This is a genomic window from Asaia astilbis JCM 15831 (assembly GCF_000613845.1).
Lineage (GTDB): Bacteria > Pseudomonadota > Alphaproteobacteria > Acetobacterales > Acetobacteraceae > Asaia > Asaia astilbis.
In genome coordinates, this window is sequence record NZ_BAJT01000019.1 from 19793 (window position 1) to 35015 (window position 15223).

Below are 15223 nucleotides of genomic sequence, written 5' to 3' on the forward strand. Positions count from 1 at the left end.
GATCCCGGCGGTCTGTGCCGCCGGAAAGTGTCAGAACATATACAAGCGGAAAGAGCGTTCATGAGCGGATCTGTGCTCTGCCTCGGAGAGGCGGTTATCGACTTTATTCCCGTTATGTCAGCCGATGGCCCTGCCTATCGCCCCTGTCTGGGTGGTTCTCCCTATAATGTGGCGCGCGCGCTGGGCAGGCTTGGTGTGCCGACCGAATATGGGTGTGCCGTTTCCACAGATCTGTTTGGGGACCAGTTCGTGGCCGGACTTACCGAAAGCCGGGTCGGGCAGCATTTCCTTCAAAGGCTGGATGCGCCCTCGACGCTGGGCTTCGTCAGCCTCGATCAGGCAGAGCCCGCCTATGCTTTCTTCGATAAGGGCGGGGCGGATCGTATCTGTGAGGACATACCCTCCGATCAGGCACTCTCCGGTTGGTACACTGCATTTCGGGTCGATCGCCCTTCTGCGCGAACCCACGGCCTCGGCCTATGAGACGCTTTTTCTGCGCGAGGCGGGAGGGACGAGGCTGATCAGCTTCGATCCGAATATCCGCGCATCATTGGTGCGCGAGGAAGCGGCGTATCGCGGTCGTGTCGAGAGACTACTGCAGGCGGCCGACATCATTAAAATCAGCAGTGCCGACCTCGACTGGCTTTACCCTGGATTGGCGCACGATGCTGCTGCTTCGCGTTGGCTGAAATATCGGGCAAGCGTGGTCGTTATTACGCATGGTAAAGACGGGGTCAGCGGCTGGAGCCGTCGCGGTCATGCGCATGCTCATGCGATCCCGGTGAAGGTTGTCGATACCGTTGGGGCGGGTGACAGCTTCATGGCGGGCCTTTTGGCCAGCCTCCACGAAAATGGTCTGCTGACGTCGGCAACGCTAGAAGACCCCTCAACTGAGGCCCTGGGTCACATGCTTGCTTATGGCCAGAGAGTCGCTAGCGCAGTCTGTACAAAGCGCGGGGCGAATTCACCCTGGAGAGAAGAACTGCTCGGCTAAACTACAAAACCGAGCATAACTCGCCTCTGTTGACCCCAACTTCAATTATTCGGATGAATAGGAATCAGACGTCTCTCGAGGAGAGCTGTGTTTTCCATAAAGGTACTGATTGTGGGAGGGGACCTGGTGGAGAGAGTTGGATTCGAACCAACGTAGGCGTACACCAGCGGATTTACAGTCCGCCCCCTTTAGCCACTCGGGCATCTCTCCAGGTCGGGACGGGTGATATGGCGGATCAGGATTGGTGTCAACAAGGCTTCTTCATTTTTGTTGCATGATAAACGGGTTCCTCTAGAAGAGCGCTCATGTCGAAACGCCCCTCACGCTCAACCTCGCCCCGCTCTTCGTCCGGTCGCTCTGGCCGCTCAGCCGAGGGGCGCGCTGCGGCCAATGGCTACTGGATGTATGGCCTGCACGCCGTCGAGGCGGCTCTGCGCAATTCCGACCGTCACCTGCACGAATTGCTCGTGACGAGCGAAGGCCTCTCGGCGCTTGAGTCAAAGCAGGCACCGATCCGTATCTCGCCTAACTTGGTCGAGCGCCAGCGTCTCGATCTGCTTTGTGAGCGCGATGCGGTGCATCAGGCATCTGCCTGCGCGTAGAGCCGCTGACTCCGCCGTTTCTCGATGAAGTGCTTGAAAGCCGCGAAGGCCCCATTCTTATTCTCGATCAGGTGACCGACCCGCGAAACATCGGCGCCATTTTGCGGTCTGCGGCGGCATTCGGCGCTGCGGCGCTGGTCGTTCAGGATCGCAATACCCCGCAAGAGGGCGGTGCGCTGGCCAAGGCCGCATCGGGAGCGCTCGATGTCGTCCCGATTCTGAGAGAGGTCAATCTGTCGCGTATCATTGCCCAGTTGCAGAACGCCGGACTCTGGACGGTCGGACTTGATGCAGGTGGCTCAGTGCTTAAAGGACAGGGCTTCGCAGGGCGTCGCGTCGCGCTGGTTCTGGGCGCAGAAGGCGCAGGTTTGCGTCGCCTGACGCGTGAAAGCTGTGATGAGATCGCCAGCGTCTATATGCCCGGCGAGATGGAAAGTCTGAACGTCTCCAACGCCGCCGCCGTCGCCCTTTATGAGCTTGTCCGTCCCGCCTAAGGAACGACCTCTCTCGGATGCAGGGAGAATTTCACGAGAGCGGGACCCTGCTGCCTGAGCCAGACCGACTATGATAGGCTCCCTCTTCGTCACAGCATTACGAAGAGGAAAGTCCTCATGAAAGCGGTTGGCTACAAAACACCCGGCGCGTCGGACAGTCTTCAGGATATCGAAATACCCGATCCCACCGCGCCTGAGGGGCGTGATCTTCTGGTGAGGGTCAAGGCTGTCTCGATAAACCCTGTCGACACCAAAATCCGGCATCGAGCAGGCCCTCTCGACGGAGAGGCATGGCGTGTTCTGGGCTGGGATGCCGCTGGAATCATCGAGGCTGTCGGGCCGGAGGTGACGTCTTTCTCTGTGGGGGATCGTGTCTTTTACGCAGGGGCGTTGACGCGTCAGGGGAGCAACGCCGAACTGCAGCTCGTAGAGGAAACGCTCGTCGGCCATCTGCCCGAAGGTCTCGATTGGGGACAGGCGGCGTCTTTGCCTCTTACAGGGATCACCGCGTGGGAGATGCTCTTCGACCGCCTCGCAGTGACGTCGTTGACGCAGGGTGCTCTGCTCGTTGTCGGCGGCGCCGGGGGAGTCGGCTCTATCCTGATCCAGCTCGCGCGCAAGCTGACAGGCCTCACTGTCATTGCCACGGCCTCACGGTCGCAAACGCAGGAATGGGTGCGTGTCATGGGCGCGCATCACGTCATCGATCATCGCGGTGACATGGTCGCGCAGATTCGAGCACTGGGGCTTGAGCATGTCACACATATCGCGTCTTTGACGGCGAGTGACCAGCATCAGTCCTGCTACGAGGAAATTCTTGCGCCCCAGGGGTCTCTGAGTCTGATCGACGATCCAGAGCGCTTTGATATCGTCGGATTTAAACGCAAGAGTGCCGTGATCTCATGGGAGTTCATGTTCACGAGATCTCTTTTCAGCACTCCGGATCGGGGGCGACAGCACGATATTCTGGAGCAGATCTCGTCTCTTGTTCAGGCAGGAGAGATCGTTCCCACCGAGCAGAAGCGGGTGATCGGCCTGAACGCCCAAAATCTGATTGACCTGCATCGAGAGAGTGAGAGCGGTGCCAGCATTGGCAAAAGCGTCCTGATCTTCTGAGCGGGAAGGTCAGCCACTCAGGCAAGAATTCGAACGCCGTTTTCCGATGCCTGAGGGGAGCGCCAGAACATGCCGCCTGCCAGCCGTTCCTGCACGGCGGGCGGCAGGATGCAGCGTCGCTCAATGAAGTTGACCTCTTTGCGCAAGCTATGCAGTCCGGGCGTGAGAGGGCTTGGTCGAACGGCGTGTGATCGGCGCCTTCGACGCAGTCGAGAGCGTAGTCATGCTCGGGAAGGGCAAGTTCGCGGGTCAGGGCGGCAAGTGTCGCCTTGGGATAGCGCGCAAGATAGTCGTAATCGAGCAGGATGAGCCGATTGGCGAATGGACCATGGAACGCTTCAATCAACACGCGCCACGCATAACCGAATACCCCATCGGGCGAGAGAAGGTGGTCAAGCCTGTCATGTTGGGTCGCACGTTTGCCGATCGGCACGAGGTGGGACGATAAAATAGGGTCGCGCACGATCAGACGCTCGAGTGAATCGAGGATCCAGACCGGATCGCGCACGCAGCAGATGACCCGCGCTTTTGGAAAAACACTCTCGATCAGACCGAGGCGCGCGCACCAGTCACGGTGGGTATCGATGACGATGTTTCCGGTGCGACCCGGAGCGTAATAACTCTCGAGAAGCTGACGAAGCACCCGGTCACGTTTGGCCGTGTCGAAATCGCGCGCATATTCGCCTTCAGCCATGAGAGAGGAAACGCGCAGGATCATCGGCGCGACAGGGGAGGTCCTGCCAGAGGTCGTCAGAGCAGGGTTCTGGGAAAGAAGTGCGGAGAGAAGCGTGGAGCCCGAGCGGGGAAGGCCGGAGATAAAATGGACATCGGGGCTGGGCGGCATGACGCAGGCAGATCCTTTCTAACGGGGTCGTCTGTCCGCCTATCGGGGCCCACAAGGCGCGGCAATAGGGCTGCAATGCCGCAGGTCTGTCACTAAAAAATCACATACAATAGAAAACCTTTGTCTTCCTGAAGCGCTTCACCATTTCCGCACGTAACCGATGCAAATAGGACACAGGTCACTTTTCGTAACTGTGTGAAATATTTGGATCCTTTGCCGGTATCAGCCGGGATCACGGGCATTATCCGTACAGGAGAGCTAAAATGGGCATTTTCAGCACGATCATGACAAAGATCTTTGGCCATGCAGAAGCCGCACCTTCAAGCGGTTCGTCGGGCAGCGCGGCAACCACGCCAGAAGCGGCGACCGCATCGGCTCCTTCGGCTCCCAGCTCGCCTGTCGATGTTCAGGCCGTGCTGACCGCTCTGGCCGAGCAGAAGGGCCAGACACTTAACTGGCGCACATCGATTGTCGATCTGCTGAAGCTGCTGGACATGGACAGTTCACTGGAGGCGCGCAAGCATCTAGCGCAGGAGCTGCACTACTCCGAGAGCACGGAAGACAGCGCGGCAATGAATGTCTGGCTCATCCGTCAGGTCATGCAGAAGCTTGCCGAAAATGGTGGCAAGGTTCCGGAAGACCTACGTCACTAAAAATCAGCAGCGCGTCCCTTTAAACGGGGACGCGCGCGACATTCAGTGTGCGAAGTCACGCACGAGCTGCGTAAGCTCGATAGGATCTTCGAGCAGCATAGCGCGGCGATAAAGATCATCGCAGGCCTCAAGGCTGAGCGACCGAATCATCCGTTTCACCGCAGGCAGTGATGCTGCCGACATGGAAAACGACCGCAATCCCATTCCGATCAGCAGGGCGACACTCCGCGAGTCCGCCGCCATCTCGCCGCAGACGCAAATGGGTCTGTGCGCACGCAAAGCCTCGTCCAGAGAAAAACGTAGCAGCTTGAGCAGCCCCGGATGAAGGGCAGTGTAGAGATCGGACCCCATGGCCGACGAGCGATCGACGGCCAGAGTGTACATCGTCAGATCATTCGTCCCGAGCGCAAGAAACTCCGCATGTCGCACAAGAGCGCCTGCCGTCAGGGCAGCAGCAGGGGTCTCAATCATGATGCCGAGTGGGGGCAGCTCATTGGGAAGTTTGACACCGCGTCGACGCAGCCGTCTGGCGCAGCGCTCATAAATCTGTCGCGTGGCTTGGATCTCATTGACCGCGCTGACCATTGGCAGAAGCACGCGGATCTTGCCAACGAGGCTGGCGCGCAGGATCGCGCAGAGCTGGGTTTCGAGAATCTCCGGATGACGAAGAAGAAGCCGTAATCCTCTGACACCGAGAGCGGGATTTTCCTCCTCCTGAGTGTCGTGGATCCCCAGTTGTCTCAGCCGGGCCAGACCCTTTTCTCCGCCCCAGTCGAGCACTCTGATGGTCGTGACCATCTCGTCCATATCTGCGACGAGCCGCGCATAGATCTCGTATTGCCCGTCTTCATCCGGCAAGGGTTCGCTCTCGTCGAAAAGGAATTCGGTGCGAAGCAGGCCGATGCCGGCGGCTCCATTGCGGTGCAGAAGGGGAAGCTCATTGGCGAGTTCGATATTGGCCAGCAATTCGATGTCTTCGCCGCTCACCAGGCGGCTCGGCAGTCGCCGAAGTCGGCCGATCCCTTTGCGCTCTCTCGCTTCTTCCGCCATCGCGGATCGGGCTTCGTCCAGAGTGGCGGAGTCCGGATTAATCACGATCCTGCCGCTCGATCCGTCGACGATCACCAGACTGCCTTCTTCGACGTGCTCTGCAAGCTGCGGCACGGCCAGAACAGCGGGCACGGTGAGGGCGCGCAGCATGATCGCCGTGTGGTCGGTCGCGCCGCCGCCTTCGGAGATCACGGCAGCGATGCGATTAGGATCGATGACCGCTGCGTCGGCAGGTCTGATCTGCTCCGCCACCAGGACCGATCCGCTTGGCGTATCGGAAAAGGCCCTGAAGGAAACGCCTGTCAGGTTGCGCAGCAGCCTGCGAGCCACTTCCCGGAATTCACCTTCCCGTCGACGGGCGCCTTCTATTTCTTCTTCCGGCATTCCGGGTTGCGGTCCGGCGCGGGCAGCCAGGATGTCGCTTTCGAGTTGCACGGCGGCTTCGGCGGTCAGACCCTCTTCTGCGAGACGCTGATGAGCGGCCCGGACAAGCCGCGATTGAGTCAGCATGCGCTCATAGACCGTGAGCATCGCATCGATCTCGATCCGGGCTTCGTCGGGCAGGCTATCCAGCTTGCCGCGCAGCTTTTTGAGCTGTTTGAGCGTCAGGGCAATGGCTTGATCGAGACGGGTACGTTCGGCCTCTGCCGAGAGCTGCGAAGGGTGAGCCTCGATGACGGGCAAAGGGCGCTCGCGGGCGAGACTGGCCCGCGCAATCACCACGCCAGCAGAGATACCCGTCCCTTGCAGGATGATCATCGGACGGTCGTCAGGTTCCGCTAATTCGCTCGAAGGGCGGCGTAGTCTCTTAATCACGTTCACCAAAGCCGTCGGCGACGAGTGCGGCCAGCGCCTCGATGGCCGCATGAGCCTGAGGACCTTCTGCAGAGATTTTGACGGTTTCACCTCTGCCGGCACCGAGCATCATCAGGCCCATGATCGACAGCGCCGAGACGCTCTGGTCATGCCGATTGACCTCGATTGTCGCGTCAAAGCTTTCGGCCAGAGTTACGAATTTTGCCGCCGCGCGGGCGTGTAGTCCAAGCCGGTTGACGATCGTCACGTCACGGTCAAGCGTCGGACCGACGCTCATCGGGCGACCTGACGCAGGGAGGTGAGAAGGGGCGAAACGGGGGAAACGTAGCTGATTGTGGTGTTAACCACCATCTCGCAGCTCTTGCCGCCTTGCAGGCATGATTCGGGCAGTTCGTGAGCGGCTGCAATATATTTGCGGCCCGCCATGGTGGCCAGATCGGCGCATTCGGCCAGACTGCGTTTGCAGCGTGTCTTGGCAAGCTTGACCAGCATCGGCACGTTGACACCTGCCAGAACCTCAACCCGGCCTTCCTGACGAAGCGAGAGAGAGAGGTTGGAGGGTGTGCTGCCAAAGATATCGGTCAGAAGGAGCACACCGTCCCCTGTATCGACACCCTTGATCGTGCTGTCGAGCTCGGCACGAGCAACGGGAACATCGTCATCCGGCATAATCCCCATCACCGCGATCTGGGCCTGGGGACCAACGACATGGGTGACGATTTCGAGCAGGGATTGGGCCAGGGAGCCGTGGGTCACAAGAACGATCCCGATCATCGGGGCCTTCCTTCAAGGGGGCTGTGACGCCAGCTTTCTGGCGACCGTAAGAAATATTGGTCGTCCATCGCGGTTATCAAGACGGGTCTGTCCGTATCTGTTCATCCGGCGTGACACGTTGTTGAGGTGGGCGAACCCATCGCCACGAACTGCGCCCCTGACGTGCCAATTCCCGATGCATGACCGCGATCGGACCATCTGACAAGAGCGCAAGCTCGTCAGCCCGGCCCAAAGTCGCGGCGATCTCTTCGACAAGCGTGACAGAGCGATGCTGTCCGCCCGAGCATCCGATGGCAATTGTTGCGTGTTTTTTGCCTTCGGCGACGAAACGAGGCAGGACCAGTTTGAGAAAAGAGAGGATCTGATCAAAGAAAAGAGCGTAATCAGGGTCCTGACGGACGTAATCACGGACTTCCTGGTCCAGCCCGGTCATGACTTTCAGGTCAGGGTCGTAATGGGGATTGCGTAAAAAACGCGCATCGAAGACCAGATCGGCCTCGCGTGGCAGCCCGGATGGATAAGCAAAAGAAAGCAGCGTGACGTTCATCGAGTCGCCATCATTCTGATGGCCAAAACGCGACTCGATCAGGCGGCGCAGATCGGGTGGGGGCATGTCAGACGTGTCGATGACCAGATCGGCGGCACCACGCAGCGGCGCAATCTGAGTAATCTCCTGATCGATGCTGGCAGCCAGTCCCGGTGCGGTGCCGGTACTGTTTTCAAGCGGGTGTCGGCGTCGCGTCGCCGTAAAGCGACGGAGAAGAACTTCTGTTTCGGCTGTCGCATAGATCAGCTCGACATGCTGCGGCCCCGGCTGGGCGCGCAATCGGGCAAGTGATTCAAGCACGGCCTGCGCCTCGAAGCCGCGGGTGCGCGCATCGATGCCGATGGCCAGAGGATGCTCCGTACGGGCGACGAGCGCGTCGAGAAGAGTGAGGGGCGGATTATCCGTGACCTCGTAACCAAGATCTTCAAGAATGCGCAGAATCGACGATTTTCCGGCTCCGGAAAGACCCGTGACCAGCAGAACGCGTCTTGCAGAATTCACGGACCAGCTCTCCTCTCGTCAGTGCCGGGATCTCATCATCGAAGATCCTGAGGGCCTTGATCCTAGCTTTCTTCAGGCCTCATGGGGAGAGGCCAGACAGAGGTCATGCCCCATTGATGCCACAAACCAGCGTGAAATCGCCGCTAATGCAACGCAAAGTGGTACGAATGATTGCGACACTGTCTGCGTGAAAGCCGTTCAACGTCAGCCGCCACGCTCCTGTCGCGCGGTCGATGGCTTTCTCCGGCAGGCGTATCGGCGGGTTCTCGTGAGCCAGATCGACGATCAACGCGACCGGTATCGGAGCGAGATAGGGCAATCGCACGATTCCAAGTCCTCTGACCTCGATCAACCCTTCCAGATTGCGTGCAGGGGAAGCCTGATGATCGGTGATCACGATCCGGTCGTCCCCCACCAGATCGAAGCCTGAGTCGATCAGGCGCAGCAGAAGGCTCGATTTGCCGCTGCCCGAAGGGCCGAGGAGGAGAACCCCCAGCCCGTTCCAGCTCGCGCAGGAGGCATGAGCATGTCTGGTCTTCTGCTGCTCGGGCGCGTCTGAAGAGGCTGGCGAGGATAAGCCATGTGCAGGGTCAGGATTGTGCGATATGGTTTGTGTCATGCACGATCAATCCTCTTCTTCTTCCCGCCCGGTCCTGCAGGACAGTGTGACCATTTACGGCGTGACAGGCTGAGCGTCGACGGGACGGCGCCTGAGAGTCTGATCGAGGAATGTCAGAACGCTGTTGCCCGCATGCGCGAGATTCTCGCCTCTCACGGGATGCTCCCGGAAGATATCACGCATCTCGCTTACATGATCCCCGATAGCGCTGTTTTCGCTTCCTGTCAGCGGATCATCGCCGAGGCACTGGGCCCGGCGCGCCCAGCGATGACACTGCGGCTCAAGCCGAGTTTTTCCGTGCAGGGTCAGCGTCTGGAATTCAATTTCATCGCTGCTCCCTGAACGCGGAGCAGGAGAGCTTCAGGAGGGCTGTAAAAGCGCCTCCTGAAGAGAGGGTCGGTTCAGTGACGCGCTGAGAAAAGCGTCGTCAGACGGTCCGGCGTGTTGGCGATGCGCTCAAGGTGAGGATAACGCAGCCCGTCGTAATACGGGATCGAAACCGTACGATAATGGGTGCCGCTTTTGACCAGCAGGGTCAGAGGCGCCTTGTCTGTCTTGGCGGTTTTAATCGCTTCGACAAGCCCTTCAGCCGAGAAGCTGTCGCCATTGATGGCAACGATCTCGTCGTGAATGGCGAGCCCCGCCTTGAATGCCGGGCTGCCCCACGCCACCGCGCCGAGGGTACCGTTTCTGGCATTGACGTTTACGCCGAGCGAGAAACGTAGAGCGAGGCGATGGCGGTTTTTGCCCGCCTGCGCTTCAAAGCTGTTGGGCTGATCGGTGAAGACCAGCTTGTAGCCACCGGCTTCAAGCCCACCCAGAGGAGCACGATTCTGCACGGTGCTGATCCGCTCGTGCAGGAACTTTGCCCAGTCATAGGGCACGATCTTGTTCAGGGTCAGAACGACGTCATCGAAGGTATAGGTGCTGACGATGATGCTGCCGTCATTGGTGCCGAAGAAGGCCTTGGCGAAATCATCGAGTGATTTCGTGTCTTTCGACAGCTTGCGGATCATCATGTCGGCGTCCAGCCAGACCAGCTGACCTTCGACGTAATAATCTTCCGAACGCTGGAAGTCGCGCCATGAGAGAGGCGCGCGCTGCGCGATGATCGGATCGTTGGTCGTATCCGCAACCGGGCGCCACGTGCGGCCCGCCTGCGCGTCATAGGTCGCGGCCATCAGGGCAAGGGAGTCGAATCCCTGGTCTTTTGTGACGAGACCCGAGCGGGCAGCGAGGATGTTGCCCCAGAACTCTGTCTGTCCTTCATAGACCCAGAGCAGGGAGCCGCGCTGGGGTGAGTTGAAGGTGGCACCGTAAAGATCGGCCGGGCGGCGATACTTGCCGTTCCAGGAATGGGTGTATTCATGTGCCAGCAGGTCGCGCTGCGGGAAGGAATGCGCCCAGTCTGTGAAATAATCTTCGGAAACGCTGTCTTCGCTCGATTGATGATGCTCGAGCCCGATCCGTCCCAACTCGTCTGTCAACGCCATCAGGAAGTCGTAATGGGCGTAGTGTTGCGAGCCGAAAGTGAGCAGCGCCTGTGTGACCAGATTACGATGGATCTGAAGCTGGGCGTCGTCATAAACGAGGTCGCTCGGCTTGTCGGCCACCATGTTGAGCGTGACCGGCACGCCGCCGGGCGCATTGAGCAGGACTTTCTTGACGTAGGCCCCGGCAAAAATCGGAGAGTCGACCAGCGTATTAAACGGCACGGTATTAAAGGTCAGCGTATCGCCAGCTGCCGGACCTGTCGTGCGCAGTGCGGTTGCAGCCTGCCAGCCATGCGGCAGGGTCACGCTGGCCTGAACGGGAATATTGCGCGAGAAAAAGCCAGCCGGATAAAGCGAAACTTCGTTCCACTGCACGTTGACGATATGCGGCGTCATGACGACGCGCCCTTCGTCATCGGTGACGGGAGAAAGAAGGGTGAAATCGACGTCAAGCTGGGTCTGGGCCTTGGTCACAGGCACATGGAACGCAAAGACGTCGACCGGATCGCGCAGCCAGGAGAGGGTCTTGCCTTCCGAGTGCACGACCAGCCCGCCGAGCTGGGTGATTGTCCCCTCCGGCGCGTGTCCCCCCGGGATCCATTTGGGATAAAGCAGCACGATCTTGCCAGCTTCACGGGCCGATTGCGGCACCGGGATGGTCTCATGAACCGTCATGACATGATGCGCGAGGTCGGTCGCATTGACCTTCAGCTTCAGCGTCCCCGGGAAAGCAATGTCCTTCGCCTGGGGCAGCGGTGAGGGGAGTGGTGCCGCCTCCGGCTGGGGCTGGGCCGCCAGCGCGGGAAGCACGCGGGTGCCGAGAAACAGGGCAGTGACAAAACTGCCGGCGCGGAAAAGACGGATCGTCAAGCGGGTTACTCCAGTGAAACAGATCGGCTGAAACTGTCTTGCACCAAAGTGCAATCTTGTCCGCCTGACAACCCACATTCCGGGGTCGTCATGATCTTGCAGGGTCGTTTGTCGTCTGAACGCCGCGTACGGCAGGTTTCCCTAAGCGCCGTTCCGGGCTCGTGACAGGGAGCCTCCCAAGGCGACCATCAGCGCCGCGTAACGCACGCTGATGGTCGCCCGTGAATGGGAGGACGCCCATCGCTTTTTCAGGTCTCGGAGATCAGAAATGCACGCCGATATTGAGCTGGAAGCTGCGTCCGATGAAGGCCTCGTAATAGCGATTGGTGTCATAGATGCCCGGATCTTTCGGGAGAGCATTCGTAATGTTGTTCACGACGAAATTGGCGGCCAGATTTTTGGTGATTTCATACGCCACCGAGAGGTTGAAATAAGCGAAGGAGGGACGCTTGTTGTTCTGGTAGCGCGTTGCAGGAACCTGCACCGCATACTCGGTCGGGCCATACCAGAGTGTTTGCCACTGGGCTGAGAGTGGCCCGCGCATGTAGTTCAGATTGAGCGTGAAATTGTCGTTCGGGGCGTCTGTCGTTCCCGAAAGGAAATAGGTGCTGCCGAGATAGGTCTGCTGGCTTTTGAGATAATGGACGTAACTGCCGCGCAGATCGATTTCGCCTGCCCCCGCACCGAGACCAAAGCGGGTCAGCGGCGTATAATAATCGGCGGTTGCCTGCAGGGCCTGGGTTTCATAGCTGGCGATGTTGTAATAGCCGGCACTGAAAGTGCTGAGCTGACCGGACGAATCACGGGTGAAAGCATTGCAGAAGGTGCTTGAAGGATAGCTGCTCGAATCATAGCAGGCATTCATCAAATCCTGCGCGCCAAGCGACGTGATGGCATTTTTGACCTTCACATCGACAAAAGAGGCCTTCATGTCGAAGCCGCGCACAAAATGAGGGCGAAACTCGAGGCTCCCTGTATAGCTTTTCGAGGTTTCGTTTTTCAGGTTGGCATTGCCCCCTGCGGTACCTGGGATGGTGTAAAAGTTGAAATTCGAGGTGAAGGGCTGGGTGATACCTGCCTTGGCGCAATTGGCAGCGCGAATGGCCGGGTTCGGACCCGATCCGATGCCAGCATCAGAGCAGGGATCTGTGCCGGATTCATAGTCGGTCGACCGGGGTGAGAAGAGCTCGGTGACTGAGGGGTTACGCACGGACTGAGCGTAATTGCCGCTGAGGCCGATATCTTCGGTTGGCCACCAGGCGCCCCCGAACATGTAGGTCCAGTAATTGCCGGTCATGCTGTTATTGATGAACCGACCATTGGCGGTGGCTGAAAGACTATAGGCTCCCGGAACATGCATGGCTGGAGAGACGAACGGAACGTCGAGTTCTCCGAAGGCTTCATGGGTGTGATAGGCACCGCCCGTTGGCGGAATGGCCGTGCTGTTACCGTATTGTTGATACGTGCCATCAGCCTGAGGCCAGCCGCGGAAAAACGCGCCAGGATCGAAGTGATAGCCCTCTCGGCGGTGCTCGTAGCCCAGGTCCCAACGGATATCTCCGGCGGGTAGATGGAAAACGGTCGAGCTCAACTCGGCCTGGATGTCGCGCTGGGTATTGTTGTTGGTCGAATGCGCATCGGAAATGACATAGTCCCGCGCGCCGGACGTCATCTGGTTATAGCCGAAGGGGTTCAGCGGTTCGCAGGTCGCGCTGCGCGTTGCGATCGGAGCATTTTGATATCCCGATGCGCAAACGATGTTGCCACTGGCATCGCGTACGGCGTTCAGAGCATTGACGAGGTTTGGAATGACGATTGACGGTGTCCAGGTGTCATTCATGTAGCGGGTATATTCTCCGCGTACTTTCCAGTCGAATTTCCGTCCGACCGCGCTGAAGTCGCCAGCAAGCCCGCCCTGAAAGCGGTACATCTGCATTGTCGTCCGATACAGCCCGGCATCCAGATCCTGATTCAGTCTGTTGAGATAGAATGTATCGGTAGATTGATCGTTTGCAGCGAGGGCGTTCTTGATCGTCTGCTGCTCTGCGCTGGTCAGGTAGGGATTATTCGTGCTCAAGGCGTAGGCGCCATTCACGACATTACCGGTATAATAGCTGCTGTTCAGGCCCCCTGCCGTATTGAGGGTGAGCGGATTATCGAACTGTGTCGTGCTCCAGGTGCCCTGTCCGACCTGACTTTCGGCGCTGCCCCGCGCGTACCATCCCTGCCATGTCGCATGGATATGCTGGGTGATGTCATAATGACCGAGTAGCGTCAGATTGAGCTTGTCGTTAGGCGCGACGAGCTGATTGTAATCCTGCAAGGCGATCCCGTTCCCGCCAATACCGTGCGTCGTATCGCCTTTGAGGAGGGTTCCGGCATTGAGCGGGATGAGAGATTGTCCGTTCTGGCTGAACATCAGGGGAATATTGCCCGCACCGGCGACAGCGGCATTGGCTGTACCTGCCAGAGCAGCACCTGACGACCCTCCATAGACGGGAAGATTGCCATAATCGCCGGTGGTCATCGGGATGCCGGTGACCGAATTTTGTATGAAGCGAGACCCTGCGCCGAGGATGTAAGTATAGGGAGACGTCTCTCCCAGCGGGACACGATGATAAAGGACGGCGTCGCGACCGAAGACATCCGGTCGATCGTTGGCGACCATACCGCCCTGATTGCGATATTCGACATCGAAGACAAGCCCGCCCCGGTCATGGTCGAAATTACGCCCTGCCTTGAAGGTCAGTTTTTCTCCAGGAGCATCGAGCTTTTGCGACCAGTTACCTTGCGCATTGAAGTCGACACCGGTGAAATGATCGTCGAGCGTATAATTCATCACGCCTGCAACTGCATCGGCACCATAAGCGGCGCCCGCGCCCCCCAGGCGGGTATCGATCCCTTTGATCAGCGATGTCGGGATGGCACTGACATCGACCTGTGAGCCCGAGCCTGAACCATAGATCGATGCCGTCGCGCCGCCGCCCATACGCATGCCGTCGATTAGCGTCAGGGTGCGTTGGGCACCAAGATTGAGAAGGCCGATAAAGGATTGACCGGCCCCAAAGCTCCCCTGATTACCGATGGTGGAGTTGCCTCCCTGACTGATCGCCGGATTTTCGCGCAGAAGCGCCGTGCCAAGATCGTAATACCCCCGTCGCCTGATCTGCTCACCGCTCAGGCTGGAGCCGGCCATGACATTGGTCAGGCGTGATTGGGAGAGGCGGGTGCCTGTAACGATAATGGTCTCTTTTGGCTGCGCGGAGTCTTCGGTCGCGGTCGCCGCAAGGCTTGAAGCCTTATGCGTTGAGGTGTCGGCTTTCTTCTTCGCTTTGGTGCTCTTGGCTTTAGAGCTGTCCGGAGCCGTTTGTGCTGGCGGAATTAATGGCTGTCCGGCCGTTTTTTTGAGAGGCGGCACCACTGATTCGGACGTCGTTTGAGCGTAACCAGCGGCTGGAATCGCGAATACCGTGCAGAGAAGAGAAAATACCAGCGTGTTCTGACGCAATCCCCGGTTGCGCTGGGGCAAGACCACTCTCATTGCCATTTCTTTCTGTCCTCAAATCATTTCGACATAACAACATGTTTCATGCTAGGATAATTTTAACGATTTGAAATAATGTTTCTGTACGATTAACGATTCCATATCGGGGTTGTTGTAAATTTACGACATATCATGACGGTATGTGGCGCTCGGTAACGGCTCTCTCTCATCGCGAAGCTGCGTCCCGCTCATTCCGATCAGACAATGAAGGTCGGTCTCATCCTAGATACCGCCAGTGTGTACCGTGAGGGCGGGCGCTAGAGGCAGCTAATTTCTGAGCTGTGCTGTCGAGGGCGAAACGCAATC

General features: G+C 58.7%; 13 protein-coding genes, 1 tRNA gene and 2 pseudogenes. 6 read left to right on the plus strand and 10 right to left on the minus strand.

The window, feature by feature from the left end:
* Positions 1-60: 60 nt before the first annotated feature.
* Both JCM15831_RS23420 and JCM15831_RS21140 read left to right on the plus strand, forming a co-directional pair.
* Positions 61-483, plus strand: coding sequence for a PfkB family carbohydrate kinase (locus tag JCM15831_RS23420; protein ID WP_051528530.1), 423 nt, complete (start codon positions 61-63; stop codon positions 481-483).
* Entirely contained in the window at positions 389-994 is a 606-nt protein-coding gene (locus tag JCM15831_RS21140) for a PfkB family carbohydrate kinase (protein WP_198024344.1), read from the plus strand. Before JCM15831_RS23420 ends, JCM15831_RS21140 begins: the two co-directional genes overlap by 95 nt.
* Before the next feature lie 124 nt (positions 995-1118).
* Here the strand turns inward: JCM15831_RS21140 and JCM15831_RS13190 are convergent.
* Positions 1119-1204: transfer RNA gene (locus JCM15831_RS13190), tRNA-Tyr, on the minus strand.
* Between the two features lie 95 nt (positions 1205-1299).
* Here JCM15831_RS13190 and rlmB point away from each other — a divergent pair.
* Together rlmB and JCM15831_RS13200 are read left to right on the plus strand one after the other, a co-directional pair.
* Positions 1300-2090: pseudogene (gene rlmB, locus JCM15831_RS19105) on the plus strand (23S rRNA (guanosine(2251)-2'-O)-methyltransferase RlmB).
* Positions 2091-2207: 117 nt separating this feature from the next.
* Positions 2208-3206, plus strand: coding sequence for a zinc-binding alcohol dehydrogenase family protein (locus JCM15831_RS13200; protein WP_025824631.1), 999 nt, complete (start codon positions 2208-2210; stop codon positions 3204-3206).
* A 17-nt stretch (positions 3207-3223) separates the two neighbouring features.
* Here JCM15831_RS13200 and JCM15831_RS23425 read toward each other — a convergent pair whose 3' ends face one another.
* Together JCM15831_RS23425 and JCM15831_RS21145 are read right to left on the minus strand one after the other, a co-directional pair.
* The gene (locus tag JCM15831_RS23425) at positions 3224-3352 is read right to left on the minus strand and encodes a hypothetical protein (RefSeq protein WP_269530464.1); all 129 of its coding nucleotides are present in this window, start codon (positions 3350-3352) and stop codon (positions 3224-3226) included.
* A gap of 137 nt (positions 3353-3489) precedes the next feature.
* A pseudogene (locus JCM15831_RS21145) lies at positions 3490-4050 on the minus strand (sulfotransferase family protein); the annotation flags it as partial.
* A gap of 263 nt (positions 4051-4313) precedes the next feature.
* On the opposite strand from JCM15831_RS21145, the gene JCM15831_RS13220 reads away from it, so the two are divergent.
* Positions 4314-4703, plus strand: a complete 390-nt coding sequence (locus JCM15831_RS13220; RefSeq protein ID WP_025824633.1) for a DUF3597 domain-containing protein — start codon at positions 4314-4316, stop codon at positions 4701-4703.
* A gap of 42 nt (positions 4704-4745) precedes the next feature.
* Here JCM15831_RS13220 and ptsP read toward each other — a convergent pair whose 3' ends face one another.
* The 5 genes from ptsP to JCM15831_RS13245 form a co-directional block, all read right to left on the minus strand.
* Entirely contained in the window at positions 4746-6512 is a 1767-nt protein-coding gene (gene ptsP, locus JCM15831_RS13225; protein ID WP_025824634.1) for a phosphoenolpyruvate--protein phosphotransferase, read from the minus strand.
* Between the two features lie 49 nt (positions 6513-6561).
* A complete protein-coding gene (locus JCM15831_RS13230) occupies positions 6562-6846 on the minus strand; it encodes an HPr family phosphocarrier protein (protein ID WP_025824635.1) in 285 nt (94 codons plus the stop codon).
* Positions 6843-7343 (minus strand): PTS sugar transporter subunit IIA, encoded by a 501-nt coding sequence (locus tag JCM15831_RS13235; protein ID WP_025824636.1) that lies wholly within the window; start codon positions 7341-7343, stop codon positions 6843-6845. Before JCM15831_RS13235 ends, JCM15831_RS13230 begins: the two co-directional genes overlap by 4 nt.
* 76 nt (positions 7344-7419) lie before the next feature.
* On the minus strand, positions 7420-8391 hold the full coding sequence (gene rapZ, locus JCM15831_RS19115) for an RNase adapter RapZ (RefSeq protein WP_035774544.1): 972 nt from the start codon (positions 8389-8391) through the stop codon (positions 7420-7422).
* 103 nt (positions 8392-8494) lie between these two features.
* Positions 8495-9010, minus strand: coding sequence for an HPr kinase/phosphorylase (locus JCM15831_RS13245; RefSeq protein WP_025824637.1), 516 nt, complete (start codon positions 9008-9010; stop codon positions 8495-8497).
* 132 nt (positions 9011-9142) lie between these two features.
* Here JCM15831_RS13245 and JCM15831_RS23005 point away from each other — a divergent pair, with 132 nt between their 5' ends.
* Positions 9143-9352 (plus strand): hypothetical protein, encoded by a 210-nt coding sequence (locus JCM15831_RS23005; protein ID WP_025824638.1) that lies wholly within the window; start codon positions 9143-9145, stop codon positions 9350-9352.
* Between the two features lie 59 nt (positions 9353-9411).
* Here the strand turns inward: JCM15831_RS23005 and JCM15831_RS13255 are convergent, their stop codons facing one another.
* The gene (locus JCM15831_RS13255) at positions 9412-11373 is read right to left on the minus strand and encodes a M61 family metallopeptidase (RefSeq protein WP_232228198.1); all 1962 of its coding nucleotides are present in this window, start codon (positions 11371-11373) and stop codon (positions 9412-9414) included.
* 262 nt (positions 11374-11635) lie between these two features.
* Positions 11636-14914 (minus strand): TonB-dependent receptor domain-containing protein, encoded by a 3279-nt coding sequence (locus JCM15831_RS13260; protein WP_025824640.1) that lies wholly within the window; start codon positions 14912-14914, stop codon positions 11636-11638.
* Positions 14915-15223: the final 309 nt, after the last annotated feature.

Bases quoted from the DNA above. Each gene is read 5' to 3' on its own strand.
- JCM15831_RS23420 (WP_051528530.1), top strand. From the start codon at position 61: ATGAGCGGATCTGTGCTCTGCCTCGGAGAGGCGGTTATCGACTTTATT.
- JCM15831_RS13200 (WP_025824631.1), top strand. From the start codon at position 2,208: ATGAAAGCGGTTGGCTACAAAACACCCGGCGCGTCGGACAGTCTTCAG.
- JCM15831_RS13220 (WP_025824633.1), top strand. From the start codon at position 4,314: ATGGGCATTTTCAGCACGATCATGACAAAGATCTTTGGCCATGCAGAA.
- ptsP (WP_025824634.1), bottom strand. From the start codon at position 6,512: ATGATCATCCTGCAAGGGACGGGTATCTCTGCTGGCGTGGTGATTGCG.
- JCM15831_RS13230 (WP_025824635.1), bottom strand. From the start codon at position 6,846: ATGAGCGTCGGTCCGACGCTTGACCGTGACGTGACGATCGTCAACCGG.
- JCM15831_RS13235 (WP_025824636.1), bottom strand. From the start codon at position 7,343: ATGATCGGGATCGTTCTTGTGACCCACGGCTCCCTGGCCCAATCCCTG.
- JCM15831_RS13245 (WP_025824637.1), bottom strand. From the start codon at position 9,010: ATGACACAAACCATATCGCACAATCCTGACCCTGCACATGGCTTATCC.
- JCM15831_RS23005 (WP_025824638.1), top strand. From the start codon at position 9,143: ATGCGCGAGATTCTCGCCTCTCACGGGATGCTCCCGGAAGATATCACG.
- JCM15831_RS13260 (WP_025824640.1), bottom strand. From the start codon at position 14,914: ATGAGAGTGGTCTTGCCCCAGCGCAACCGGGGATTGCGTCAGAACACG.